The organism is Mesorhizobium sp. M0047 (genome assembly GCF_040323315.1).
In the GTDB taxonomy this organism is placed as follows: domain Bacteria; phylum Pseudomonadota; class Alphaproteobacteria; order Rhizobiales; family Rhizobiaceae; genus Mesorhizobium.
In genome coordinates this window covers 83908-109129 of the sequence record NZ_JAMYUW010000006.1, presented here as the reverse complement: position 1 = coordinate 109129, position 25222 = coordinate 83908, and the positions used below count along the sequence as shown (strand labels likewise).

Below are 25222 nucleotides of genomic sequence, written 5' to 3'. Positions count from 1 at the left end.
GGCTAAAAATCATCGTGGGATTCGGGGAGGGACATTTGCCGTCGGGCTATTCTTTCGTCATCGCCGACGATCACCCACTGTTTCGCGGTGCGCTGCGCGAAGCGCTCGCCGGCATCGGCAATGTCGCCGCCATCCACGAGGCCGGCGATTTCGAGAGCGCCAAGGCGCTGGTCGTGGCCAACGAGGATGTCGATCTGGTGCTGCTCGACCTGTCGATGCCGGGTGCCAGCGGCCTCTCCGGCCTCATCTCGCTGCGTGGTATCCATCCGGCGGTGCCACTGGTCGTGGTGTCGGCGCACGACGATCCGGCGACCATCAGGCGGGCGCTCGATCTCGGCGCTTCCGGCTTCATCTCCAAATCGGCCAGCATGGAGGAGATCCGCAGCGCCGTGCAGTCAGTGCTTGCCGGCGATATTGCAGCGCCCGTCGGGGTCGATCTCGGCGTCGAGCGCGATCCCGAAATATCAGACCTGATCAAGCGCCTCCAGGCGCTGACGCCGCAACAGACCCGCGTGCTCGGCATGCTGGCCGAGGGCTTGCTCAACAAGCAGATCGCCTATGAACTCGGCGTCTCGGAGGCGACCATCAAGGCGCATGTCTCCGCCATCCTGCAGAAGCTCGGCGTCGACAGCCGCACCCAGGCGGTGATCCTCCTGTCCAAGATCGGCAGCGACCCGCTGCAGCCGGCGAGCTGATCGCCAGGGCGCCCTGTTCGATCAGAATACTATTCAATCAAAGTACTGAACCTCGGTCCGCCCGATCGGTCGCGCGTTGGAGCTCGCGGAACTGATGGCGGGCCGCCTTTTGACGTTATTCGGCCGCCGATGCCAGCGGCCTGACCCTGGCCATCATCGAGCGTAGCACCGCCGGTTTGAGCGGCTTGTTGATCACCGGAATCTCAAGCTCGCCCGCGGCCGTGCGCACCTCGTTAGAACGGTCGGCGGTGACCAGCACGGCCGTCAGGTCATCGCCATGGATCGCGCGCAGTCTGGCGATGATATCGAGACCGGTTTCGCCGTCGAGATGGTAGTCGGCAAGGACGATGTCCGGGCGGGGCATCGCAGAACTCTCCAGATCCTTTGAGCCGGACACCGTATCGACGTTGCAGCCCCAGCCTTCGAGCAGGAGCCGCATGCCGTCGAGGATGCGGGCGTCGTTATCGATGCACAGCACGTGCAACCCGGCCAGCGAAGCCGTCGCGCGGGCAGGAGCCCTGGTTTCGATTTCGCGTCGCGGCTCCTGCACGGCCGCCACCGGCAGGATGACGGAAAAGCGCGTACCCTTGCCCGGATTGGAAAAGATCCGGATCTCCAGGCGCAACACCCGAGCGATGCGGTCGACGATGGAGAGGCCGAGGCCGAGGCCCTCGGCTTCCCGCGCGCCTTCGTCGAGCCGGGTGAATTCGCGAAAGACGGTGTTCAGCTTGTCGCCGGCGATGCCGATTCCGGTGTCGATCACCTGGATCTCGGCCAGTTCGCCGCGCCGCCTGACGCCAACCAGCACACGGCCATGGCGCGTGTATTTGATGGCGTTGGAGACGAGGTTCTGGATCAGGCGGCGCAACAAATTGCGGTCCGTCGTCACGGTCAGCGATGACGGCATGATCGTCAACTCGAGCTTCTTTTCGGCTGCGAGCGGCCGAAAGTCGTTGCCGATCTGGCGCAGCAATCCGTCGAGGTTGAAGGCTGTATCGTCCGGCCTCATCGCGCCGGCGTCGAGGCGGGAGATGTCGAGCACGGCGCCAAGGATGGTCTCGACCGATTCCAGCGAGGATTCGATGTTGACCGCTGCCTTGCCGGCAGGCCCCTTGCCGGCTTTCTCGATCAGCGATGAGCAATAGAGCCGGGCGGCGTTCAGCGGCTGCAGGATGTCGTGGCCAGCGGCGGCGAGAAAGCGCGTCTTGCCGAGATTGGCCTCTTCGGCGAGCATCTGCGCCTGCGCCAGCTCCTCGTTGACCCGCGTCAGCTCCATGGTGCGGGTCTTGACGCGCTGCTCCAGCGATTCATTGGCCCGTTTCAGCGCCAGATCCTGCTCGACGCGTCCGGAAATGTCTGCATAGGTGGCGACGATGCCGCCGTCCGGCATCGGGTTGGAGCGCAGCTCCAGGATGCGGCCGCTGGTCTTCAGCTCCATCTGCCATGGGCTGACGAAACTGGTCAGCCGGTTGAGCATGGCCACGCGCTGGTCGGCAGGGATGTCGCCGCGTTCGGCAAGATGGCGCAGGATGCGGTCGAGCGAGACGCCGACCTGGCCCATCTCGTCGGGCAGGTCGAAAAGCGCCCGGTACTGCCGGTTCCAGCAGATCAGGCGGAAGTCGCGATCGAAGACAGTGATGCCTTGCTCCATCTGGTCGAGCGCAATCTGAAGCAGGTCGCGGTTGTGCTGCAGCGCCTCGGTGGCGTCGTCGAGCAAGCGAAAGGCGTCACTGGATTCGCGGTCGTGGCGTCGAAACAGCAGCGACAGGATCAGCCGTGCCGAGGAGGAACCGACGGCGCTGGCCAGCAGTTGCTCGGAAAAGCGGATGACGTCCATGCTCGCCTGCTCGTTGCCGTGCAGCGAAGTGCCGTTGGTCCTTTCGAACGACTCGAAGGAGCGCTCGGTGCGCTCGACGCCGAGGTAGCGTCCGATCGTATCCTTGAGGTCGTTGACGGTGATGGCGGTGCGGAAGCGGCGCAGGCTGGGCATCGGACCGGCATCGCGAGGCACGAAGATCGACGCCTGGATGCGTTCCAGCGGAACCGATGCGCGCGAGAGGGAACCCAGCACGAAGAACACCGCGTTGATCGACAGGCTCCACAACACGCCGTGGTTCAGCGGTTCGGCGACGGTGCCGAACAGGGCCTGCGGCCGTAACGCCTCGAAGCCAAATAGCCCGTGCACGATGACGCCGGTATCGGATGCGGCAAGCGATGGAAACAGCAGCGTGTAGCCCCAGACGAGAATGCCGGCGACCATGCCCAGCGCCGCACCCCGGCCATTGGCGCCGCGCCAGATCAGCCCGCCGATCAGCGCCGGCGCGAATTGGGCGATGGCCGCGAACGACATCAGGCCGATCGACGACAGGCGCACGCTGTTGGTGCTCTCGCGATAGTAGAGGAAGGCGATGAACAGCAGGATGAAGATCGCCCCGCGCCGCACGTTGAGGATGAGCGTCGACCAATCTTCGTTCTCGGAGGTCGATGTCTTGAGCAGGCGGCGCACGAACAGCGGAATGACGAGGTCGTTGGAAATCATGATCGACAGCGCCACGCTCTCGACGATCACCATGGCGGTTGCCGCCGACAGCCCGCCGATAAAGGCCGCCATCGCCAGCACGTCATGACCGCTGAACAAGGGCAGCGACAGCACGTAGAGATCGCTGCTGGTCCCCGTGCCGACCAGCGACAGGCCGGCAAAGGCGATCGGCAGCACGAACAGATTGATCGCTACGAGGTAGAGCGGAAACACCCATGTCGCGGTGCGCAATTCGGCCTCGCCACGGTTCTCGACGATGGTGACGTAGAACTGCCGCGGCAGCATCACGATGGCAAAGCCGCTCAGGCAAGTCAGCACCAGCCAGGTGGCCAGCGAGGTGTTGTAGCTCATCGCCTGCCGAACCTGCGCATTCTGGGCAAGCTTGTCGAACATATCGCCCGGGCCGCCGAAGATCAGGAAGGTGACCATCAGGCCGATCGCCAGGAAAGCGGCAAGCTTGACCACGGTTTCCACCGCAACCGCCAGCACCAGCCCGTCCTGGTGTTCGGTGGCGTCGGCGTGGCGTGTGCCGAACAACACCGCAAACAGCGCCAGCAGCATGGCGACGACCAGCGAGATGTCGCTGACGAAGGGATCGAAGGAGGGCGGCGATCCCGTATAGTGCTCGACCATCAGGCTGACCGAACCGGAGATCGCCTTCAACTGCAGCGCGATATAGGGCACCGCGCCGATGGTGGCGATCAGCGTGGCGATCGCCGCGACAGTGAAGCTCTTGCCGTAGCGGGCGCCGAGGAAGTCGGCGATCGAGGTGATCTTCTCGGTCTTGGCCAGCCGGACGATGCGGTTGAGCAGCGGAAAGCCGAACACGAACACCAGCACCGGGCCGGTATAGATGCCGAGGAATTCGAGGCCGCGTTCGGAGGAGAGGCCGACCGAGCCGAAGAACGTCCATGACGTGCAGTAGATCGCCAGACTGAGCGCATAGATGAAGGGGCGGGCCCGGCTTGGCTCGGAAATGGCCGAGCGGCGGTCGCCCAGGCTGGCGATGGCGAACAGCAGCGTCACATAGGCGATCGCGATGATGACGATGAACAAGCCCTGCACGCCGGCAATATCCTCCTTGTGCCGAATTTCAACCCGGCTTGCCCAGACGCAATCACAGCTTGGCTTCTGAGTCCATCACGGCTTTGGATGCATGAAGGCTGTGATTTCCGATGCATGTCGACCAAGGAGCGCGGCAGTTTTGGGCAACGGCATGCGCAAGAACAAGCGGCCCAAAGCACGGCGTGACGCGCTTTGCCGGGCGGCCGTCCGGGAAGGAGAAACCGGTTGCTTCCTGCTTTTTGCCGATGTTGCAACCGGAGGTTTTTGTTATGTTTGTCCTCGGGTCGATGCCTGAGGACGGGAAACGGCAGCTCGGCCGGTCATGACAAGGAGGGTCGAATGCTGAAAGAGTTCCAGGAATTCATTTCCAAGGGCAATGTGATGGACCTTGCGGTCGGCGTCATCATCGGCGCGGCCTTTGGCAAGATCGTCGATTCCCTCGTCAACGACATCATCATGCCGATCGTCGGCGCGATTTTCGGCGGCCTGGATTTCAACAACTATTTCCTTGGGCTCTCCTCGGCCGTCAACGCCACCTCGCTGGCAGACGCTAAGAAGCAAGGCGCTGTTTTCGCGTATGGCAGCTTCATAACCGTGGCGTTGAACTTCCTTATCCTCGCTTTCATCATCTTCCTGATGGTCAAGGCGGTGAACAACATGCGCAAGCGGCTTGAACGCGAGAAGCCCGCTGCACCGGCCGCTCCGCCGCCTGCCGATGTCGCACTGCTCACCGAAATTCGCGACTTGCTCGCCAGAAGATAGACGGATCAGCTCCTCTGGACCAAAACCCCGGTCGTTGGCGGCCGGGGTTTTCTGTTTTCGCATCTGGTAAGGAGCGCTGATCAACGCCCGAGATCGGAACGGATCCGCCCATGACCCTGATCGACAGTCTTCGCGCCGAAGCCCGCGCCGCGCCCGAAAGCGGCATTGTCGCCGTGGTCAATTACGGCCGCTTGCGCGAGGGCATGATCCCGCTCTGGGCCGGTGAGGGCGACCTGCCGACGCCTCCGTTCATCACCGATGCCGCGTCGAAGGCGCTAGCCGGCGGCGAAACGTTCTACACCTGGCAGAAAGGCATCCCCGATCTCAGGCAGGCGCTTTCCCGCTACTACGCCAGGCATTTCGGCAAAACCTTCCCGGAGGAACAATTCATCGTCACCGGATCCGGCATGCATGCCATCCAGCTGGCGCTCGACGCGCTCGCCGGCGCCGGCGACGAGGTGGTTTATCTGTCACCGGCTTGGCCGAATTTCGACTCCGCCGCGGCGATAGCGGGAGCCATTCCTGTTGCGGTCACGCTGGACCATTCCGGCAATGGCTGGTCCTGCGACGTCGAGAAGATCGCAGCGGCGATCACGCCGCGCACAAAGGCACTGTTCATCAACACGCCGTCCAATCCCACCGGCTGGACCGCCGATCACGAGACCTTGCAGGCAATCCTCGATCTCGCGCGCGCCAAAAATATCTGGATCATCGCCGACGAGATCTATTCGCTGTTCCACTATGACCCTGGCCGCGCGCCGTCTTTCCTCGACATCGCGACGGCGGAGGATCGCATCCTCTACGTCAACAGTTTTTCCAAGAACTGGGCGATGACCGGCTGGCGTGTCGGCTGGATCAAGACACATCCGTCCCTGCAGCAGGTGTTCGAGAACTTGATCCAGTATTCGAATTCCGGCGTTGCCCAGTTCATGCAGCGCGGCGCGGTTGCGGCCCTTGATGAAGGCGATGCCTTCGTTGCCGAACAGGTAGAGCGGGCGCGCAAGGCGCGCGATCTGGTCTGCGGCATTCTGGGCGCCGCCGGCCGTGCCCGGTTCACCGTGCCGCAAGGTGCGTTCTATCTTTTCTTCACGGTCGACGGCATCACAGATTCACGCACTGCTGCCTTCGACATCGTCGACAAAGCCAATGTCGGCCTGGCTCCCGGCACGGCTTTCGGCCCCGGCGGCGAAGCCTTCCTCAGGCTGTGCTTCCACCGCCGCCTCGACCAGATCGAGGAAGCGGCGCATCGTCTGGCGAATTGGATGAAGACTGTTTGAGCCGTTGACGCAGAAACCCGCGTCAGATGGCCGCCGGAGGAGAGTTTTTCAGCCGCCTGACTTGGGCACCAGCAGCGGAATGATCCGGTCGCTCTTGGCCACGGACGGCCGACCGGCGGAGCCGTAGGGAATGCCGAGCGCGTCCCAGGTCTCGACCAGCGCGTCCTGCAGTTCGGCGATCAGTGCATCGGAGTGGAACGGCGTCGGCGTGATGCGCAGCCGCTCCGTGCCGCGCGGCACGGTCGGGTAGTTGATCGGCTGGATGTAAAGGCCGTGAACGCCGAGCAGGCGGTCGCTGGCCATCTTGCAAAGTTCCGGATCGCCAACCAAGACTGGCACGATGTGGGTCGGCGAGTCCATCACCGGCAGGCCGGCGGCAGAGAGTATCTGCTTGGTCCTCGCGGCCTGCTGCTGCTGGGCGTCGCGCTCGGCCTGCGAGCGCTTGAGATGGCGGATCGACGCGGTCGCGGCAGCCGCGATCGCCGGCGGCAGCGCGGTGGTGAAGATGAAGCCCGGCGCATAGGAGCGTACGGCGTCGATCACTGCACTGGTGCCGGCGATGTAGCCGCCTAGCGTGCCGAATGCCTTGGCCAGCGTGCCTTCGATGATGTCGATGCGGTCGGCCAGGCCTTCGCGCTCGGTGATGCCGCCGCCGCGTGGTCCGTACATGCCGACGGCATGCACTTCGTCGATATAGGTCATGGCGTTGTAGCGCTCGGCGAGCTCGACGATCTGCTTGATTGGCGCGATGTCGCCATCCATCGAATAGACGCTTTCGAAGATAATCAGCTTGGCGCGTTCGCGGCCCGCCGCCTGCAACAGGCTTTCCAGGTGCGCGACGTCATTGTGACGGAAGATCTTCTTCTCGGCGCCCGAGCGCCGTACGCCTTCGATCATCGAGGCGTGGTTCAGTTCGTCCGAGATGATCAGGCAATTGGGCAAAAGCCGCGCGATGGTCGAGATCGAGGCTTCGTTGGAAACGAAGCCGGAGGTGAAGACGAGTGCCGCTTCCTTTTCGTGCAGGTCGGCAAGCTCCAGTTCGAGCTCTACCAGCGGGTTGCTGGTGCCGGAAATGTTGCGGGTGCCGCCGGCGCCCGAGCCCATCCTGCCGGCTGCATCCTGGAACGCGGCGATGACATCGGGATGCTGGCCCATGCCAAGATAATCGTTGGAGCACCAGACGGTGATTTCCTCGGCGCGGCCGTTGGAACGCCAGATGGCGCGCGGAAACTTGCCCGCGATTCGCTCGAGGTCGGCGAAAACGCGGTAGCGACGCTCGGCATGGAGCTGGTCGATCGCTTCCTCGAAGAACCGCTGGTAGTTCATGTCGGCTTCCCAATTTTTGCGCGGGATCATAATCATTGCCCTATTGGTCGTCCACCAGGCCTTTCTGGTCAAAATGCCACGCCCCGGACATGTTCCTATCGACCACGGATCGTGGCCTATTCCCTTGATGTGGATCAATTTTGTTTCAGGACGATGCCACGTGCAGACAATGCTGGTTACCATGAGTTCTAATGGCCACCAGGCAGGCTTTCCAGTAAGGCGGGGGTTGAGACAGTTTCCGATAAATCTTGAGATGCGAGGTCGCGGATGACAGTTTTGGTAACAGGCGGCGCCGGCTATATCGGCAGCCATATGGTCTGGGAGCTGCTGGATGCCGGCGAGAGCGTGGTCGTTCTCGACCGTCTTTCGACCGGCTTCGAATGGGCGGTAGCGCCGGAGGCAAAGCTGGTGGTTGGCGATGTCGCCGACAGGGAATTGGTCGGCTCGATCATCAGGGAAAACAAGGTCGACGCGATCATCCATTTCGCCGGTTCGATCGTGGTCCCGGAATCGGTCGCCGATCCGCTTGGCTATTACGAGAACAACACCTGCAAGACGCGCACGCTGATCGAGACCGCGGTGCGCGAAGGCGTGCCCAATTTCATCTTTTCCTCGACCGCGGCCGTCTATGGCGGCGCCGGACTGGAGCCGGTGCGCGAGGATGCCCGCCTGGCGCCGGAATCGCCCTATGGCCTGTCCAAGCTGATGAGCGAATGGATGCTGCGCGACGCGGGGATCGCGCACGGCCTGCGCTATACCGCGCTGCGCTATTTCAACGTCGCCGGCGCCGACCCGAAGGGCCGCACCGGGCAGTCGACGCCGGGCGCCACTCATCTGATCAAGGTCGCCTGCGAGACGGCGCTCGGCAAGCGGCCGTTCATGCAGGTGTTCGGCACCGATTATCCGACGCCGGATGGCACCTGCATGCGCGACTACATCCATGTCAGCGATCTGGCGGCGGCGCACCGCCTGGCCCTTCAGCGGCTGCGCGCCGGCGGACAAAGCCTCGTCGCCAATTGCGGCTATAGCCATGGCTACTCGGTGCTCGAGGTCATCGACAGCGTGCGGCGTGCCTTCGGCCATGATTTCGAGGTGAAGATGGGCGATCGCCGTCCCGGCGACGCCGCAGCGGTGGTTGCCAATTCGGATCTCGCCCGCGCCGAACTCGGCTGGGAGCCGCAACGCGACGACCTCGACCAGATCGTTGCCGACGCGCTCGCCTGGGAGCGCATCCTGACCGGCAAGAACTCCGCTCGGGGCTGAGCCAGGTTCTCGCAAGGGCTCGCAAGGCGGGCAGTGAAGCGCTATTGAAGGCATTCGCGGCACGGCATGGAGGCGCCGCGCCGCGAGGCGCTTTGGGGGGATGGCATGAAAATAACGGTGCTCGGGGCCGGTGTCGTCGGTACGGCGGCCGCCTTCTATCTGGCCAGCGACGGCCACGAGGTCACCGTGATCGAGCGCCATCCGGCGCCAGCGCGTGGCACCAGCCAGTCGAACGCCGGCCTGGTGTCTCCGGGTGATGCCACCGCCTGGGCCTCGCCGGCGGCGTTGAAGACGTTCCTGCGCGCGCTCTACAACCACGATCTCGGCATCAAGGTCCGGCTGCGCTTCGATCCCTATTTCCTCGCCTGGAGCCTGCGCTTCCTGCGCCAGTGCACGAAAGAGCGCCTGCGCGCCAACAGCAGGGTCAAGTTGCGCCTGGCGCTCTATTCGCGCGATTGCATCAACGCCATCTGCGCCGATACCGGAATTCGCTATGACGAGCGCAAGAAGGGCATCCTTTACTTCTTCCGCTCGCAGCACAGTCTCGACACCGGCACCGACAATTATCGCTATCTGGCCGAGCATGGCCTGCCGATCGAGATCGTCGGCCGCGAGCGGCTGGTCGAGCTTGAACCCGGTCTTGCCGGCGTGAAGGAAAAGATCGCCGGCGGCGTCTATTCGCCGATCGACCAGACCGGCGATTCCCGGCAGTTCGTGGAAAAACTCGCGGCCTATTCAGCCGAAAAACTTGGCGTGAACTTCCTCTGCGGAACGACGGTCGAGGGCCTCGCCATCGAGGGCGACCGGGTGAGTGCGGTGATGACTTCGGCCGGACCGGTCACCGGGGATGCCGTGGTCATCTCGATGGGACCGGAAAGCGGCCTGCTCGGCCGCCGCTACGGCATCGACCTGCCTGTCTATCCGGTGAAGGGTTATACCGCGACCATTCCGCTGGAAGACGAGAGCAAGGGGCCGACCATGGGCGGCGCCGACGAGGACCAGTTGATCGCCTATTCCAGGCTTGGCAACCGGTTGCGGCTCGCCTCGACCGCCGAATTCATCGGCTTTGACCGCAGCCATAAGCCCAGCGACTTCGCCGCCATGTTCAGGACCGGCAAGGACCTGTTTCCTGGTGCCTTCGACGAGAAGAAGGCGGAGCTGTGGGCAGGCCTGCGGCCGATGATGCCGAACTCGGTGCCGGTCATCGGCCGGGCGCGCTATGGGAATCTTTATCTCGACACCGGCCACGGCCATGTCGGCTGGACCATGGCCTGCGGCTCGGGAAAATTCCTTGCCGACCTCGTCGCCGGCCGCAAGCCGGAGATCGACCCGCAAGGGCTGGTCTACGGGGGCTAGGATGTCGGGACCGCAAGTCGCCATCGACCTTGGCCGCATCGAGCGCAATGCGCGCACTATCGTCGAGCGCTGCGCGCTCTCGGGCATCAAGGTCTTCGGCGTCACCAAGGGCACTTGCGGCATGCCGCAAGTGGCGCGCGCCATGCTGCGCGGTGGCGTTGCCGGCATCGCGGAATCCCGCTTCGAAAACATCCGCCGGCTGCGCGACAGCGGCATCAACGCGCCGATCATGCTACTACGCAGCCCACCGATGGCGCGTGTCGAGGAGGTGGTGCGCACCGTCGACATCAGCCTGCAGTCGGAACTCGCCACCATCCGCGAGATTTCGCGCATCGCCGAGCGCATGGGCCGCGTCCACGACATCATGCTGATGATCGATCTCGGCGATCTCCGCGAAGGCATCTGGCCGAATGATCTGATCCCGACGGTCGAGCAGATCCTGCAGTACAGAGGGGTGCGCATCGCCGGCATCGGCACCAATCTCGGCTGCTTCGGCGCCATCATGCCGACGCCGGAAAATCTCGGCCAGCTCGTCGCCCACGCCTACAAGACCGAACGCCTGTCCGGCAAAAGCCTCGACGTGATTTCCGGCGGCGCCTCGTCGTCGCTGCCATTGCTGCTCGAAGGCAGACTGCCGGCCGGCATCAACAATCTGCGGGTCGGCGAGGCGATCCTGCAAGGCGGCGTCGAGACCTTCCGCGACATGCCATGGGCCGAACTCGAACCTGATGCCTGCCGGCTGACCAGCGATATCATCGAGGTCAAGCTCAAGCCGTCACGGCCGATCGGCCAATCCGGCTTCGACGCCTTCGGCAACCAGCCGGTCTTCCCCGACGAGGGCGACAGGCTGCGCGCCATTGCCAATATCGGCCGCGAGGATGTGCTGGTCGAGGGCCTGACGCCGATTGCCAAGGGGATACGGGTGCTCGGCGCCTCCAGCGACCACCTGTTGCTGGATGTTGCCGATGCCGATCCGCCGCTGACCGTTGGCGACCGCGTCGCCTTCCGCATGAGCTATGGCGCCATGCTGCTGGCGATGACCTCGGAATATGTCGAGAAGGCCCCGATGCACGATGTCGAGGACTTCTCCGGCCGCAAGATGGTGCAGATCACCGCCGAGCAAGGGGCTGCCGGCATCCTGGCCCGTGAAGGCACCGGTGCGCGGCTGGAAGCGATGAATTTCGACGTGGTGGAACTGGCCGATGTCGAGCGGCCGCCATCGGGACTGATCCGGCTGACTGCCGGCGCCGACCGTCGCATCGCTCACAAGGCGCTGACCGCAACGGCGCGCGCGACGCATTCCTTCGGCCTGATCTGGATCGATTCCATTGCCGCCCTGATGCCCGAGGAAGAGGACGGCATCGACCTGCCGGAAGGCTCGGTGCTGGCGCGCACACTCGGTCTCGACCACAAGGCCGGTGCGCTGCAGCCGCAGCTGTCGCCGGAGAATGTCGTCATCGTCGGCTTGCGCCATGCCGATCCGGCCGAAGCGCGGGTGCTGAAGGATTCGCGCGTGTCGGCCTTCACCATGACCGACATCGACGCCATGGGCATGCGCGACCTGATGCACGAAGCGATCCGCATTGCCACCTCGGGCACGCAAGGTTTTCACGTCAGTTATTCGCCGACGGCAACCGAATTCGCCGGCTGGGCGGCGGGCTCCGGCGGCCTCACCGTGCGCGAAACGCATCAGGCGATGGAGGCGATCGCGCTCTCCGGCGGACTGCTGTCGATGGATGTTTCCGGTCTGACCGCGGATCTGGAGCCTCGGATCGGCGCCGACGTGGTCAACTTCGTCATGTCGGCTTTCGGCAAGCGGATTTTGTAGTCAGCTTTGCGCTTCGACCGCCGCGCGCCAGGCGCTGACGTAGTCGGCCCAGACCGGGTCGGTCGGCAGTTCTATTCGTTCGCCCTTGCCGTGCGCTGTTACCGGACCCGACGCCAGCAGCGCGGCGCCGATGCTGGTGCCGGTAGCAGCCTCGGATGCGACCACGGTGCGCCCCGTCGCTGCCGCCAGCATGCCGACAAAGAGCCGGTTGCGGGCAAAGGGGCCTTCGACAGTGGTCGGGCCGTCGGCACCGATCAAATCGAGGCAGGTCGCCGTCATCAGCGCCAGATAGAACGAGATGGCGGCAAAGCGCTGGCCATTGTTCATGTCGTCGGCGTTGAGCCATGTCGCGGCCTGATGCGGGAACGGCCCCGATCCTTGCTGGGTCGATGGCAGCAGCAGCACTTTTCGCGCCAACACGGCGCTGACATCATCTTCGCTCCACTGCTCCGGCCGGTCCTTCGTCAGCACGGAAAACTCGCGACCGCCCATGAAGCGCGCCGAGGGAACGGGATTGCCGAGTGCGTTGACATTGACCAGCGTATCGCGTGCCGCATCCAGCGCAATCTGTTTGCCGCCGACCGCCATCGACACCACCCAGGTGCCGGTCGAGACGACGGAGAAGGGCGGCTTGTCGGAGAGAAGATGCGGCAGCAGCGAGGCGTTGGAATCATGCAGGCCGCAGAAGACCGGCGTTTGCGGGTCAAGGCCGGTTCGCACCGCGACACTGGGCAGGATCGGGCCGAGGCGGTCCCTGGCTGGCCTCACCGGCGCCATCAAGCCGCGCCATTCCACGCTGTCGACCAATGACGAAAAATCGGCCGTCCACGGGTTCCAAAGGTCGGTGTGGCAGCCGAGCGACGTCACCTCGTTGGCTGCGACACCGGTCAAGCGCAAGGCCCAATATTGCGGATACATCAGCATCGCGGCGGCCTTGGCGAATTGCGCCGGGAAGCTTTTCTGCTGCCAGAAGAATTGCGCGCCGAGATTGAGGCCGAGCGGCAGGCGCGGCGTGCCGGTCTCGGCGAAAGGTGGGCGGATCGCGTCATAGTCCGCTGCCAGGCTGTCGGGGCCGTCGAACTCATAGTCGAGCACCGGCAGCACCAGTCCGCCCGCGGCGTCGACCAGTGCGCCCGTCGCGCCATGTGTGGTGATCGATATGGCGTCGATGCGCTGTTCGCAGTTGAGGCCGGCAAGGCTGTCGAGGATGAATGTCCACAAGGCCTCGACATCATGATGCGGGTAGGGCGCCTGCCGCACCGACGCATTGGCCACGCGGCGCAATGCTACCTCGCTCAGCGTCGCGAGGTCGACCAGTGCCAACTTGGCGTTGGTCTTGCCGATATCGATGACGGCGATGTGGCGTATCGTGCTCATTCCATGTGGAACACGGTTTCCAGCGGCACGGCCACCGGTTCGTTGTCCGGCCTCGTCTCCATGATGTCGGCCATGTGGGCCCACCAGCGCTGCATCTCCGGATGCTTCCGCAGGTCGTCCATGCCGTGGTCGTCGCGACGCCACAGCACGCCGAACAGGATGTTGGTCTCATCATCGAGATGGATGGAATAATCGGAAACGCCGGCCTGTTTCAGGAGTGCGACCAGCGACGGCCAGATCTCGTCGTGGCGCTTCTTGTATTCGGCCTTCATGCCGGGTTTCAGCTTCATCTTGAACGCGTATTTCTGCGGCATCAACGTCCTCCGCGTAGCCGCCGCCAGACGATCGGCAGAGCGATGACGATGATCAGGAGCAGGCCGATGAAGATCGACATGACGATGCCGGGCACGTTGAGCAGGCCAAGCCCGAAGGTCACCAGCCCCATGATGAAGGCGGCCAGCACGACGCCCAGAATGCTGCCGGCGCCGCCGAGAATGCTGACGCCGCCGAGCACCACCATGGTGATGACTTCCAGTTCATAGCCCTGCGCGATCGAGGGTCGGGTCGAACCGAGCCGCGAGGTGATCAGCACCGAGGCGATGCCCGACATCAGCCCGGTCAGGCAGAACAGGATGAACTTGGTGCGGCCGACGCGCACGCCGGAAAATTGTGCTGCGACCGGGTTGTTGCCGATGGCAAAGACACGACGGCCGAAACTCGTGCGGTGCAGAAGGAACCAGTAAACGACGGCCGCGATCAGGAAGAGCACCAGTTCGAACGACACCACCCGCCAGACATAGCCCTGGCCGAAGAACGCGAAGCCATCGGGATAGCCCTTGTAAGCCTGGTCGCCGAGGATGATGAAGGCGATGCCGCGAAACAGGCTCATCGTGCCGATGGTGACGACGATGGAGGGCAGGCCGAGCCTTGTCACCAGCAGGCCGTTAAAGGCGCCGCAGCCGAGCCCGACGACGATGCCGATCAGCACCAGCACCGGCATGCCGGCCCCGGCCTGCACCGCCATGCCCATCATGGTCGACGCCAGCGCGATGATCGCGGCCACCGACAGGTCGATCTCGCCCGAAATGATCAGCAGTGCCATGGCGAAGGCGATCAGACCCTTCTCGGTGAAATTGAAGGTGAGATCGGACAGCGAGTACGGGTCGAGGAAATACGGCGAGGCAAAGCTGTTGATGGCGAAGATCGCCACCGCCACCACGACCAGCAGCGCTTCCCAGGAAAAGATCGCCGAACGCAGCGGCTTGTCGAGCCGGTCGGGAATGTGGCGCGGGGCAGGGATGTCGGTCATGCCGCCTCCACCTTTCTCAGGATGATGCGGCCCTGCCGGCGTTCGCCGCGCGCGTTGAGCACGACGGCCAGAATGATGGCGCTGCCCGAGATCGCCATCTGCCAGAAGGGCGAGATGTTTATGACCGGCAGTGCGTTGGAGATGATGCCGAGGAACAGCGCACCGAGAACTGCGCCGCCGACCGAGCCGATGCCGCCGGCGATCGAGATGCCGCCGATGACGCAGGCGGCGATGATGTTGAGTTCATAGCCGTTGGCGACCTCGACCGAGGCAATCACATAGCGGGAGATCCAGAGATATCCCGAGAGGCCGCCGATCATGCCGGAGATGCAGAAGACGATGAATTTCGTCCGGCCGACATCGATGCCGGCATAGACCGAAGCCGTCGGGTTGACGCCGATGGCATAGATCGAGCGGCCGAGCGCGGTGCGCGTCATCAGGACGAAGAACAGCACGATGACCAGGATGGCGATCCAGGACAGCACCGGAATGCCGAGGAATGCCGCCCGCTGGAAGCCGATGAAGTCCGGGCTCATCTTGTCGGCATTGACCCAGGCGCCGCCCGACAGGACGAAGGTGGCGCCGCGATAGATGGTCAGCGTGCCCAATGTCACCACGATCGACGGGATGTTCAGCCGCCAGACCAGCAGGCCGTTGATGGCGCCGAGCACCAGGCCGACGACCAGGGCGATGCCAATCAGCAGCGGAATCGGGATTGCCGGATGCGCGGCGTTCAGCATTGCCACCACCATGCCGGTGAAGCAGAGATTGGACGCCATCGACAGGTCGATCGACCGGGTCAGGATCACAACCATCTGGCCAAGCGCCAGGATCATCAGGATCGAGGTGTCGTTGAACACCTGGCGCAAATTGCCGGGATCGGCAAAGGCCGGGAAGCGCGTCGATATCAGCCCGATCAGCACGACGATGGCGGCAAGCAACCAGATTTCACGATATTTGAAAAATGCCTTCATGCGGCGATCCCTGCTGCCGTCCTGACCAGCGTCTCGGCGTCCAGGCCCTTGTTGTCGAAGACAGCAGCAACGAGACCCTCGCGCATGACCACGATGCGGTCGGACATGCCAAGGATTTCCGGCAGTTCCGACGACACCATGATCACCGACAGGCCCTGCGCCACCAACTCGGCCATGAAGCCGTGCACGGCGGCCTTGGAGCCGATGTCGATGCCCTTGGTCGGCTCGTCCAGGATGATCACCTTGGGAGCCGTCGCCAGCCATTTGGCGATGACGATCTTTTGCTGGTTGCCGCCCGACAGCGTGCCGACATCCTGGCTGAGCGAGGAGGCGCGCAGGTCGAGCCGCTCGGTAAAGGAGCGGGCGAGCGCGAATTCTTCCGACAGCCGCAGCAGGCCGGATCTGGAGGTGCGCTTGAGCGAAGGCAGCGAGACGTTCTGGAAGATCGGCAGGCCGATCACCACGCCCTGCTTGCCGCGCTCTTCCGGCACGTAGACGATGCCGGCTTCGATCGAATCCGCCGCCGATTTCGGCGCGATCGCCTTGCCTTCGAGCGTGATCGTGCCGGCTGAGGTGCGCGTGATGCCCGATATCGCCTGCATCACCTCGCTGCGACCAGCGCCGACAAGGCCGTAGAAGCCGAGGATTTCGCCCTTGTGCAGTTCGAAACTGATATCGTTGAACTCGGTCGGATGCGACAGGCCGGAAACGGAAAGCACCGGCGCGCCGATCTCAGCCTTGCGCTGCGGAAAGATATGGTCGACAGCGCGGCCGACCATCAGGCGCACGATCTGGCTTTGGCCCGCATCCCTGATCAGGCCTTCGCCGACCATCTCGCCATCGCGGAACACCGTGTAGCGGTCGGCTATGCGGTAGATCTCGTCGAACTTGTGGCTGATGAACAGGATCGCCTTGCCTTCGCTCTTGAGGAACTCGATCAGCAAAAAGAGCTCCTCGATCTCCTTCATCGAAAGGGCGGCGGTCGGCTCGTCCATGATGACGATCTGAGCGTCGATCGACATGGCCCGGGCCACGGCGACCAAATGCTTGTTGGCGATGCCGAGATCCTTCAGCCGGGCGTCGGCGTGGATATGACCCGCATGCATGGTGTCGAGCACTTCGCGGGCATTCTTGCGCATCGTGCGCCAGTCGATGGTGCCGAAACGCGTGCGCGGGGCGTGACCGAGAAAGATGTTCTCGGCAACCGTCAAATCGTCGAACAGCACGGTTTCCTGGTGGATGGCGGTGACGCCGTGTCCGAAAGCCGCGTGCGCGCTGGGCAGGGTGACGGCTTGGCCGTCGATGCTGATTGTGCCCGTGTCGGGCTGGTAGATGCCGGTCATGATCTTGACCAGGGTCGACTTGCCGGCACCGTTCTCACCGATCAATGCGGTCACCTGCCCCGGATAGAGCGACAGGCTGACATTGTGCAGCGCGCGCACGCCGGGAAAGCTCTTGGAGATGCCGGACAGCGTCAGGCGTGGAGCCAAGGCCGGAGGCCGCTCGGTTGCCGCGCTGTGTTGGGCTGTCGCGTCCATAGTCGTATCAAGCCCTGAAACAAGGTCCGTTTGAAGTCGCGGGGGGGTGTGAGGTGCCCCCCCGCCCGTTTGAAGAGCGCCCAGGATCAATAGATCTTGGAGAACTTCTCGATGTTCGACTTGTCGAACTGGAAGGGCGGAGCCATCGCAGCCGAGTTGGTGTCGTCGAGCGTGACCTTGCCGACGCGGCCGATCGACAGCGTGGCACCAGGCTTCGCCTCTTCCTTCTTCACCGCCAGATCATGGGCGAGGTAGACGGCCGAATAGCCGAGGTCGATCGGGTTCCACAGCGCAACCGCCTGGCTGGCGCCGTTGTCGATGAACTTCTTGAACTCGGACGGCAGCGCCAGACCGGTGACATTGACCTTCCCGATCAGGTTAGCATCGGTGACGACCTGGGCGGCGGCGACGACGCCGACGGTGGTCGGCGCAATGATCGCCTTGAGATTCGGATAGGACTTCAACAGGCCCTTGGCCTCGTCCGTGCTCTTGGCCGAATCGTCATCGCCATAGACGGTGGCGACGAGTTTGATCTTGGGGAACTTCTCCGGCAGGATTTTCTTGGCCGCATCGATCCAGGCGTTCTGGTTGGTGGCGGTCGAGGAGGCCGACAGGATGGCGACTTCGCCGCCTTCCGGCAGGTAATCGGCGGCAAGCTTGATGATGGTCTCGCCGATCAGTCCGGTGTCGGACGGGTTGAGGTGAAGCTGGCGGCCTTCCTTGGCGACGCCCGAATCCCAGGAGATGACGGTGATGCCGCGTTCCATCGCCTTCTTCAGCACCGGCACCAGCGCGTCGGCGTCATTGGCCGAAATGGCGATGGCGTTGACCTTCTGGGCGATCAGCGAATTGACCACTTCGATCTGCGCTTCGGCGGTCGCCTTGGTCGGGCCGGTGTAGATGATGTCGACGTCGCCAAGTTCCTTGGCCGCCTCTTCGGCGCCCTTGTTGGCGGCATCGAAGAACCCGTTGCCGAGCGACTTCACCACCAGCGCGATCTTGACGTTCTCGGCATAGGCTGCATTCACGAACATGGCGGCTGAAAAAGCCGCGGTCACCATCAATTTCTTCAAGAAGCTCATCGAATATCCTCCCTTGAGCGTTGCATTCCATCGCCGCTGCTGGCGTGAGAGTGTCTCAGGCCTGCAGCGAAGATTCTTCCTTTGCCGACTTGCGGGCGACGATCAGCGTCACGCCGGCGGTCTCTAACATCTTGGCTTCGCGATCCTCGATGCCGTCATCGGTGATGACGGTGGCGATGCGCGAAAGGCCGCACAGGATCAGGCTGGAGCGTTTGCGGAATTTCGAGGAATCGACCAGCACCACCAGTTCGTCGGCCTGGTCGATCAGTTTCTGCTCCGCCTGGATCAGCAGCGGGTCGCCCTCCATCAAACCGAGCGGCCCAAGCCCTTGCGCGCCCATGAACATGCGGCGCGCATAGAAATTGCGCGTCACGTCATTGTCGAAGGGCGACAGGATGATGTTCTGCTCGCGATAAATGGTACCTCCAGACAGCATCACCGTATTCTTGGAGTGCTTGAGCAGGTGCTCTGCGATCGGGAACGAATTTGTGAAGATCGGCATGCGGCGGCCGGTCAGGAAATGCACCATCTGGAAGGTGGTGGTGCCGCCATTGATGATGATCGGCTCACCGTCCTTGCACAGCTCGACCGCTTCACTCGCGATTGCCCGCTTCTGCGAGGCGTTGATCGTTTCATTGACGGAAAAGGGCCGGCCGGCCAGCCCAATGAACTGCGGCGGCGAGATTGCTTCAGCGCCGCCACGCACACGGCGCAGGCGCTTCTGGACATGGAGTGCCGCGATGTCACGCCGGATCGTCGCCTCGGAGGACTCCGTCAGGTCGACCATCTCCTGAACCGTCACCACAGGTTTTTCCTGGACGGCGGACAGAATGATCCTGTGGCGCTCTTTTTCGTGCATGGTTCCTCCCTGCCTCGGCATCTAGGCACCCAAAACGCGCAGTGTCAATCATTTCCGATCATATAATTTCATTGTGCAGTGCAATATGATCGGCCTTGATCGTTTGTGATTGACAAGTCGGCTGCTTCCGTGGAAATTCGGGAAAAATTGGCCGCACCGTTTGCGTGCCTTCGGGAGGATTGCATATGCTCGACAAGCGCACCGGCACGCGGCTCGCCAATCTGTGGGACGAGGCCAAGGCTCAAGCGATGAGCGAGCCGGAACTTCTGGTCTATCGCTCGAACACGCTTGGCTCCGACAAGCGCGTCACCAATTATGGCGGCGGCAACACCTCCTCGAAGATATGGCAGAAAGACCCGCTCACCGGCGAGGATGTCGAGGTGCTTTGGGTCAAGGGCTCGGGCGGCGACAGCGCCTCGATCAAGCTTGACGGCTTTGCCACCCTCTACATGGACAAGCTGCGCGCGCTCAAAGGCCTCTATCGCGGCGTTGAGCACGAAGACGAAATGGTCGGCTTCCTTCCGCACTGCACCTTCAACCTTAATCCGCGCGCCGCCTCGATCGACACGCCGCTGCATGCCTATGTGCCGAAGCCTTTTGTCGATCACATGCATCCGGACGCCATCATCGCCATTGCCGCGGCCAAGGATTCCAAGGCGCTGACCGGGGAGATCTTCGGCGACGCCATCGGCTGGCTGCCGTGGAAGCGTCCCGGCTTCGAACTCGGCCTGTGGCTGGAGAAATTCTGCCTCGAACATCCCGCGGCCAAGGGCGTCATCCTGGAAAGCCACGGCCTGTTCACCTGGGGCGACACTCCTCGGGAATGCTATGAGACGACGATCTCGGTGATCAATCAGGCGATCGAATGGTTCGAGCGCCGCTCCGAAGGCGTCGCCATCTTCGGCGGCGAAGCAGTCAAGTCGCTCGATTCCACTTCACGCCGCGCCATTGCCGCGAAACTGATGCCGAAAATCCGCGGCCTGATCTCGGAAAAGAGCCACAAAACAGGTCATTTCGACGATTCGCCCGCCGTTCTCGAATTCGTCAACTCCAGGAATCTGCGACCGCTGGCGGCGCTCGGTACGTCGTGCCCTGACCACTTCTTGCGCACCAAGATCCGTCCGCTGGTCATCGAGTTCGATCCGGCAAAGCCCGATGTCGATGCCGTCATCGCGCGCCTCGCCGACGACGTCGCGGCCTATCGTGTTGGCTATCAGGCCTATTACGACAGCTGCAAGCACGCCGACTCGCCCGCCATCCGCGATCCCAACGCCGTTGTCTATCTGATGCCCGGCGTCGGCATGTTCACTTTCGCCGGCGATAAGGCGACGGCTCGCATCTCGGGCGAATTCTATGTCAACGCCATCAACGTCATGCGCGGCGCCTCGACCGTCTCGTCCTATGTCGGCCTACCCGCGCAGGAAGCCTTCGACATCGAGTACTGGCTGCTCGAGGATCTGAAGCTGCAGCGCATGCCGAAGCCGAAGGCGCTTGCCGGCCAGATCGCGCTGGTCACCGGTGGCGCCGGCGGCATCGGTCGCGCGACCGCCAACCGGCTGCTGCGCGAAGGCGCCTGCGTCGTGCTGGCCGACATCGACGAGACAGCGCTCGCCAGCGCCAATGACGAATTGTCCAAAGCCTATGGCAAGGATTTCGTCCGGCCGGTGCCGATCAACGTCACCTCGGAGGAGCAGGTTATCTCCGGCTTTGCCGAGATGGCGGTCGAGTTCGGCGGCATCGACATTCTGGTGTCGAACGCGGGCCTCGCCTCCTCGGCGCCGATCGAGGAGACGGCGCTGGAGCTGTGGAACAAGAACATGGATATCCTGTCGACCGGTTATTTCCTGGTCTCCAGGGAGGCGTTCCGGCTGTTCCGCGTGCAGAACATCGGCGGCAACGTCGTCTTCGTCGCCTCCAAGAACGGACTCGCCGCCTCGCCCAACGCCGCCGCCTACTGCACCGCCAAGGCCGCCGAGATCCATCTCGCTCGCTGCCTCGCACTGGAGGGAGCGGAAGCCCAGATCAGGGTCAATGTCGTCAACCCGGACGCGGTGCTGCGCGGCTCGAAGATCTGGAGCGGCGAATGGAAGGAACAGCGCGCCGCCGCCTATAAGATGTCGACCGACGATCTGGAGGAGCACTATCGCTCGCGTTCGATGCTGAAGCGCTCGGTCTTCCCGGAAGACATCGCCGAAGCGATCTATTTCTTCGCCTCCGACATGTCGGCCAAGTCGACCGGCAACATCATCAATGTCGACGCGGGCAACGCGCAGAGTTTTACGCGCTAATGATCTGAAGGCGGCGCCGCCGACGCCGAAGCGCTTCCGGCAGGCGGATGACGGGCAGCGCCGGCCGAAAGCATTTTGGGAGGAATAGCAGTGTCCGAAACCATCATCTCCGCCGACGTCGTCGGCAAAGACAACGCCGCGCGCAAAGCCAACCTCGAGCGCGACTACGCCTCGCTCGGCGAACGCCTCGACCGTCGCGGCATCGCCATCGATGCCATCCGCGACAAGGTCGAGAAATTCGCGGTGGCGATTCCGTCCTGGGGCGTCGGCACCGGCGGCACCCGCTTTGCCCGCTTTCCCGGCGTCGGTGAACCCCGCGACATCTTCGACAAGATCGAGGACTGCGCCGTGATCAAGCAGTTGACTCAGGCGACGCCGACCGTATCGCTGCACATTCCGTGGGACAAGGCCGATCCGAACCGGCTGAAGCAGGCAGCCTCGCGCTTTGGCCTCGGCTTCGACGCCATGAACTCCAACACTTTCTCGGATGCGAAGGACCAGAAACTCTCCTACAAATTCGGCTCGCTCTCGCATGCCGATGCCGGGACGCGCCGGCAAGCGGTCGAGCACAATCTCGAATGCATCGAGATCGGCAAGACGCTGGGTTCGAAGGCGCTGACGGTGTGGATCGGCGACGGTTCGAACTTTCCCGGCCAGGTGAATTTCGCCAAGGCATTCGAGCGCCATCTAGACGCCATGAAGGAGATCTATGCTGGGCTGCCCGCTGACTGGAGGCTGTTCAGCGAACATAAGATGTACGAGCCGGCCTTCTATTCCACCGTCGTGCAGGATTGGGGCACCAACTACATCATCGCTAGGGAACTGGGCGACAAGGCGTTCTGCCTGGTCGATCTCGGCCACCACGCCCCCAACGTCAACATCGAGATGATCGTCTCGCGGCTGATCCAGTTTAAAAAACTCGGCGGCTTCCATTTCAACGATTCGAAATATGGCGACGACGATCTCGACGCCGGTTCGATCGATCCCTACCGGCTGTTCCTTGTCTTCAATGAACTGGTCGATGCCGAGCTTTCGGGCGCCGAGGGTTTTGATCCCGCGCATATGCTTGACCAAAGCCACAATGTCACCGACCCGATCGAAAGCCTGATGCTGTCGGCGGTCGAGGTGCAGCGCGCCTATGCGCAGGCGCTGCTGGTCGACCGCAAGGCGCTCGAAGGGTACCAGGACGGCAACGACGCGCTGATGGCGACGCAGACGTTGAAAGTCGCTTACCGCACCGATGTCGAGCCGATCCTGGCCATGGCGCGATTGAAGACCGGCGGCGCCATCGACCCGGTTGCGGCCTATCGGGCGGCGGGCTACCGCGCCAAGGTCGCCGCGGAACGCCCGGCGGTCGCCGGCGGTTCGGGCGGCATTGTCTGAGGCGAACTCCCAGCCGATATTGCCCCTCACCGGTTTGCTTCGTGAGGGACCGTTTTGTGAATGGACTCGATTGATCCGAGAGGCTCTTCTAGGCGCACCCCCCGCCCGGAGAACCGCCATGCCTCTCAACCGTCGAACCCTGATCGCCGTTAGTCTCTCCGTCGCCTTTGCGATTGCGCCACTACAGTTGACTTTTGCTGCCTCGCCGGCGCCGGCCAAAGGCGAGCACGGCATGGTGGTGACGGCCCAGCATCTGGCCTCCGAAGTCGGCATCGAAGTCTTGAAGAAGGGCGGCAATGCTGTCGATGCGGCGGTTGCCGTCGGCTATGCACTCGCCGTCGTCTACCCCAATGCCGGCAATATCGGCGGCGGCGGCTTCATGACCATCCGCTTCAAGGATGGCAAATCGACCTTCCTCGATTTCCGCGAGCGGGCGCCGCTGTCGGCGACCAAGACCATGTATCTCGACAAGGACGGCAACCCGGTGAAGGGTGCCAGCCTCGACGGCTATCTCGCCGTCGGCGTGCCGGGCTCGGTGGCTGGTTTCGAGATGGCACGCGAAAAATACGGCAAATTGTCCCGCCAGGATCTGATGGCGCCGGCAATCAGCTTTGCCAAGGATGGCTTCATCCTCAATCAGGGCGACGCCGTCTCTTTTGCCGGCAGCGCCGACAGGCTGGCGAAGGACCCCGCCGCCGCCGCCATTTTCCTGAAACCCGGCGGCAAGCCCTATGGCATCGGCGAGAGGCTGATCCAGCCTGATCTTGCGGCCTCGCTCGCCGCCATTTCCGAAAAAGGTCCTGATGCCTTCTATAAAGGCGCTATCGCAGACGCCATCGTCAAGGCGAGTGGCGCCAAGGGCGGCATCCTGGCCAAGCCGGATTTCGAACAATATGCGGTCCGCGAACTGAAGCCCGTGACCTGCTCCTATCGCGGCTACGAGATCACCTCCTCGCCGCCGCCAAGCTCAGGCGGCGTCATCATCTGCGAAATCCTCAACGTGCTGGAAGGCTATCCGCTGTCCTATCTCGGTGCAGGCTCGGCCGAGACGGTCCATGTCATGGTGGAGGCGATGCGCTACGCATATGTCGACCGCAATTCGGCGCTAGGCGATCCCAGTTTCGTCGACAACCCGGTCACGAAACTGCTTGATAAGGCCTACGCCAAGGATATCCGCGACAAGATCGACCCGTTCCGGGCCGGCGTGTCGCAGGACCTGATGCCGAAGGGTTTTGGCGAGAGCAAGGAGACAACCCATTATTCGATCATCGACAGTGACGGCAACGCGGTCGCGGTCACCTACACGTTGAACGGCTCCTTCGGCGCCGGCGTCGTCGCCGATGGCACCGGCATCCTGCTCAACAACGAGATGGACGATTTCACCCAGAAGCCTGGCGTGCCCAACCTCTATGGTCTGGTTCAGGGCGAGGCCAATGCCATCCAGCCCAAGAAGACGCCGCTATCGTCGATGAGCCCAACCGTGGTGGCCAAGGACGGCAAGCCGTTCATGGTCATAGGCAGCCCCGGCGGCTCGCGCATCATCACCATCACACTGGAAGCCATCGTCAATGTCATCGACCACGGCATGAACATCCAGGAGGCGATCGACGCGCCGCGTATCCATCACCAGTGGCTGCCCGATAAGGTCTATATCGAGCCGTTCGGTCTGTCGCCGGATACCGAAAAGCTGCTGGCCGGCATGGGTTATCACCTCGATCTCGGTGACCAGACCTGGGGCCAGGCGGCGGGCATCCTGGTCGGCGGCAAAAGTCTGGCGGAAATCGAGAAGGGCGGCGGCGCGCGCTATAACGGCGCCATCGACAGCCGCGCGGCCTCTGGCGAGGCGCTCGGATACTGAGCTTGGCAAGGCTGGAGTGGGCTTGGAGCAGCGTGGCGATTCGGGCTGGGCCCGCTGCTCAAGCGGATTGGCGCATAGAAGCGATGGTCGTCACAAGACCAGCGTGATGGTGGAGGCAATCAGCATCACGGCGGCAATGCCGACGAACAGCGCGTAGATGCGCGGTCGGTCGAGCAGCAGCGCGTTGCCGGATATCCAGGCGGACGTGGCGCCGCCAAGCGCGAAGAGGAAGCCGTTGCGGTGCCCGAAGACCATCGATGCGGCCATCAATCCGCCAATGATCAGCGCGCCGAACACGATGATCACGGCAACGGCGTATTTCTCGAAATCGTTGCCGCTTCCCATGCTCGGACCGATCGCGTTCAACGTCGGCAGGTCGTCCGGATCGAAGGGGTTGGTCGACCCATACTCGTCTTGACCGACAGGCTCTCGCATCATTCGTT

The 25222-nt window shown here is 63.2% G+C and carries 19 protein-coding genes; 9 read left to right on the top strand and 10 right to left on the bottom strand.

Annotation, left to right across the window (positions count from 1 at the left end):
- Positions 1 to 35: 35 nt before the first annotated feature.
- The gene (locus NKJ89_RS07790) at positions 36 to 695 is read left to right on the top strand and encodes a response regulator transcription factor (RefSeq protein WP_352601299.1); all 660 of its coding nucleotides are present in this window, start codon (positions 36 to 38) and stop codon (positions 693 to 695) included.
- Positions 696 to 810: 115 nt separating this feature from the next.
- On the opposite strand, the gene NKJ89_RS07785 is transcribed toward NKJ89_RS07790, so the two are convergent.
- Positions 811 to 4299, bottom strand: a complete 3489-nt coding sequence (locus tag NKJ89_RS07785; protein ID WP_352601297.1) for a PAS domain-containing hybrid sensor histidine kinase/response regulator — start codon at positions 4297 to 4299, stop codon at positions 811 to 813.
- 339 nt (positions 4300 to 4638) lie between these two features.
- Here NKJ89_RS07785 and mscL point away from each other — a divergent pair, with 339 nt between their 5' ends.
- Together mscL and NKJ89_RS07775 are read left to right on the top strand one after the other, a co-directional pair.
- Positions 4639 to 5061, top strand: coding sequence for a large conductance mechanosensitive channel protein MscL (mscL, locus tag NKJ89_RS07780; protein ID WP_013533610.1), 423 nt, complete (start codon positions 4639 to 4641; stop codon positions 5059 to 5061).
- Positions 5062 to 5171: 110 nt separating this feature from the next.
- The gene (locus NKJ89_RS07775) at positions 5172 to 6338 is read left to right on the top strand and encodes a pyridoxal phosphate-dependent aminotransferase (protein WP_352601295.1); all 1167 of its coding nucleotides are present in this window, start codon (positions 5172 to 5174) and stop codon (positions 6336 to 6338) included.
- Positions 6339 to 6386: 48 nt separating this feature from the next.
- Here the strand turns inward: NKJ89_RS07775 and hemA are convergent, their stop codons facing one another.
- Positions 6387 to 7664: a 5-aminolevulinate synthase gene (hemA, locus tag NKJ89_RS07770; RefSeq protein ID WP_023758017.1), complete on the bottom strand. Its 1278-nt coding sequence runs from the start codon at positions 7662 to 7664 to the stop codon at positions 6387 to 6389.
- A gap of 267 nt (positions 7665 to 7931) precedes the next feature.
- Here hemA and galE point away from each other — a divergent pair, with 267 nt between their 5' ends.
- The 3 genes from galE (at position 7932) to NKJ89_RS07755 (ending at position 12111) form a co-directional block, all read left to right on the top strand.
- Entirely contained in the window at positions 7932 to 8927 is a 996-nt protein-coding gene (galE, locus tag NKJ89_RS07765) for a UDP-glucose 4-epimerase GalE (protein WP_352601293.1), read from the top strand.
- 105 nt (positions 8928 to 9032) lie between these two features.
- Positions 9033 to 10283, top strand: a complete 1251-nt coding sequence (locus NKJ89_RS07760; RefSeq protein WP_352601291.1) for a D-amino acid dehydrogenase — start codon at positions 9033 to 9035, stop codon at positions 10281 to 10283.
- Position 10284: 1 nt separating this feature from the next.
- Positions 10285 to 12111, top strand: coding sequence for an alanine racemase (locus NKJ89_RS07755; RefSeq protein ID WP_352601289.1), 1827 nt, complete (start codon positions 10285 to 10287; stop codon positions 12109 to 12111).
- Here NKJ89_RS07755 and NKJ89_RS07750 read toward each other — a convergent pair whose 3' ends face one another.
- The 7 genes from NKJ89_RS07750 to NKJ89_RS07720 all read right to left on the bottom strand — a co-directional run bounded on the left by NKJ89_RS07750 (position 12112) and on the right by NKJ89_RS07720 (position 19250).
- The gene (locus NKJ89_RS07750; RefSeq protein ID WP_352601287.1) at positions 12112 to 13488 is read right to left on the bottom strand and encodes an FGGY-family carbohydrate kinase; all 1377 of its coding nucleotides are present in this window, start codon (positions 13486 to 13488) and stop codon (positions 12112 to 12114) included.
- Positions 13485 to 13802: an L-rhamnose mutarotase gene (gene rhaM / locus NKJ89_RS07745; RefSeq protein ID WP_352601285.1), complete on the bottom strand. Its 318-nt coding sequence runs from the start codon at positions 13800 to 13802 to the stop codon at positions 13485 to 13487. Before rhaM ends, NKJ89_RS07750 begins: the two co-directional genes overlap by 4 nt.
- Positions 13802 to 14797: an ABC transporter permease gene (locus NKJ89_RS07740; protein ID WP_352601283.1), complete on the bottom strand. Its 996-nt coding sequence runs from the start codon at positions 14795 to 14797 to the stop codon at positions 13802 to 13804. Before NKJ89_RS07740 ends, rhaM begins: the two co-directional genes overlap by 1 nt.
- Complete coding sequence (locus tag NKJ89_RS07735; protein WP_352601281.1) at positions 14794 to 15771, bottom strand: ABC transporter permease; 978 nt, start codon at positions 15769 to 15771, stop codon at positions 14794 to 14796. Before NKJ89_RS07735 ends, NKJ89_RS07740 begins: the two co-directional genes overlap by 4 nt.
- Positions 15768 to 17309, bottom strand: coding sequence for a sugar ABC transporter ATP-binding protein (locus NKJ89_RS07730; protein ID WP_352601279.1), 1542 nt, complete (start codon positions 17307 to 17309; stop codon positions 15768 to 15770). The genes NKJ89_RS07735 and NKJ89_RS07730 overlap by 4 nt, the downstream gene beginning before the upstream one ends.
- Before the next feature lie 86 nt (positions 17310 to 17395).
- Complete coding sequence (gene rhaS / locus NKJ89_RS07725; RefSeq protein WP_023758010.1) at positions 17396 to 18391, bottom strand: rhamnose ABC transporter substrate-binding protein; 996 nt, start codon at positions 18389 to 18391, stop codon at positions 17396 to 17398.
- A 55-nt stretch (positions 18392 to 18446) separates the two neighbouring features.
- Entirely contained in the window at positions 18447 to 19250 is an 804-nt protein-coding gene (locus NKJ89_RS07720) for a DeoR/GlpR family DNA-binding transcription regulator (protein WP_352601277.1), read from the bottom strand.
- Between the two features lie 185 nt (positions 19251 to 19435).
- Between NKJ89_RS07720 and NKJ89_RS07715 the strand changes: the two genes are divergently transcribed.
- The 3 genes from NKJ89_RS07715 to ggt all read left to right on the top strand — a co-directional run bounded on the left by NKJ89_RS07715 (position 19436) and on the right by ggt (position 24779).
- On the top strand, positions 19436 to 21538 hold the full coding sequence (locus tag NKJ89_RS07715) for a bifunctional rhamnulose-1-phosphate aldolase/short-chain dehydrogenase (RefSeq protein WP_352601275.1): 2103 nt from the start codon (positions 19436 to 19438) through the stop codon (positions 21536 to 21538).
- Positions 21539 to 21628: 90 nt separating this feature from the next.
- Complete coding sequence (gene rhaI, locus NKJ89_RS07710; protein ID WP_352601273.1) at positions 21629 to 22921, top strand: L-rhamnose catabolism isomerase; 1293 nt, start codon at positions 21629 to 21631, stop codon at positions 22919 to 22921.
- Positions 22922 to 23039: 118 nt separating this feature from the next.
- Positions 23040 to 24779, top strand: coding sequence for a gamma-glutamyltransferase (gene ggt / locus NKJ89_RS07705; protein ID WP_352601271.1), 1740 nt, complete (start codon positions 23040 to 23042; stop codon positions 24777 to 24779).
- 90 nt (positions 24780 to 24869) lie between these two features.
- On the opposite strand, the gene NKJ89_RS07700 is transcribed toward ggt, so the two are convergent.
- Positions 24870 to 25217, bottom strand: a complete 348-nt coding sequence (locus NKJ89_RS07700; RefSeq protein WP_032907080.1) for a hypothetical protein — start codon at positions 25215 to 25217, stop codon at positions 24870 to 24872.
- Positions 25218 to 25222: the final 5 nt, after the last annotated feature.

Excerpts from the sequence above, each read along its gene's own strand:
- mscL (WP_013533610.1), top strand. The coding sequence starts at position 4,639 with ATGCTGAAAGAGTTCCAGGAATTCATTTCCAAGGGCAATGTGATGGAC.
- NKJ89_RS07775 (WP_352601295.1), top strand. The coding sequence starts at position 5,172 with ATGACCCTGATCGACAGTCTTCGCGCCGAAGCCCGCGCCGCGCCCGAA.
- hemA (WP_023758017.1), bottom strand. The coding sequence starts at position 7,664 with ATGAACTACCAGCGGTTCTTCGAGGAAGCGATCGACCAGCTCCATGCC.
- galE (WP_352601293.1), top strand. The coding sequence starts at position 7,932 with ATGACAGTTTTGGTAACAGGCGGCGCCGGCTATATCGGCAGCCATATG.
- NKJ89_RS07760 (WP_352601291.1), top strand. The coding sequence starts at position 9,033 with ATGAAAATAACGGTGCTCGGGGCCGGTGTCGTCGGTACGGCGGCCGCC.
- NKJ89_RS07755 (WP_352601289.1), top strand. The coding sequence starts at position 10,285 with ATGTCGGGACCGCAAGTCGCCATCGACCTTGGCCGCATCGAGCGCAAT.
- NKJ89_RS07750 (WP_352601287.1), bottom strand. The coding sequence starts at position 13,488 with ATGAGCACGATACGCCACATCGCCGTCATCGATATCGGCAAGACCAAC.
- rhaM (WP_352601285.1), bottom strand. The coding sequence starts at position 13,802 with ATGCCGCAGAAATACGCGTTCAAGATGAAGCTGAAACCCGGCATGAAG.
- NKJ89_RS07740 (WP_352601283.1), bottom strand. The coding sequence starts at position 14,797 with ATGACCGACATCCCTGCCCCGCGCCACATTCCCGACCGGCTCGACAAG.
- NKJ89_RS07735 (WP_352601281.1), bottom strand. The coding sequence starts at position 15,771 with ATGAAGGCATTTTTCAAATATCGTGAAATCTGGTTGCTTGCCGCCATC.
- NKJ89_RS07730 (WP_352601279.1), bottom strand. The coding sequence starts at position 17,309 with ATGGACGCGACAGCCCAACACAGCGCGGCAACCGAGCGGCCTCCGGCC.
- rhaS (WP_023758010.1), bottom strand. The coding sequence starts at position 18,391 with ATGAGCTTCTTGAAGAAATTGATGGTGACCGCGGCTTTTTCAGCCGCC.
- NKJ89_RS07720 (WP_352601277.1), bottom strand. The coding sequence starts at position 19,250 with ATGCACGAAAAAGAGCGCCACAGGATCATTCTGTCCGCCGTCCAGGAA.
- NKJ89_RS07715 (WP_352601275.1), top strand. The coding sequence starts at position 19,436 with ATGCTCGACAAGCGCACCGGCACGCGGCTCGCCAATCTGTGGGACGAG.
- ggt (WP_352601271.1), top strand. The coding sequence starts at position 23,040 with ATGCCTCTCAACCGTCGAACCCTGATCGCCGTTAGTCTCTCCGTCGCC.
- NKJ89_RS07700 (WP_032907080.1), bottom strand. The coding sequence starts at position 25,217 with ATGATGCGAGAGCCTGTCGGTCAAGACGAGTATGGGTCGACCAACCCC.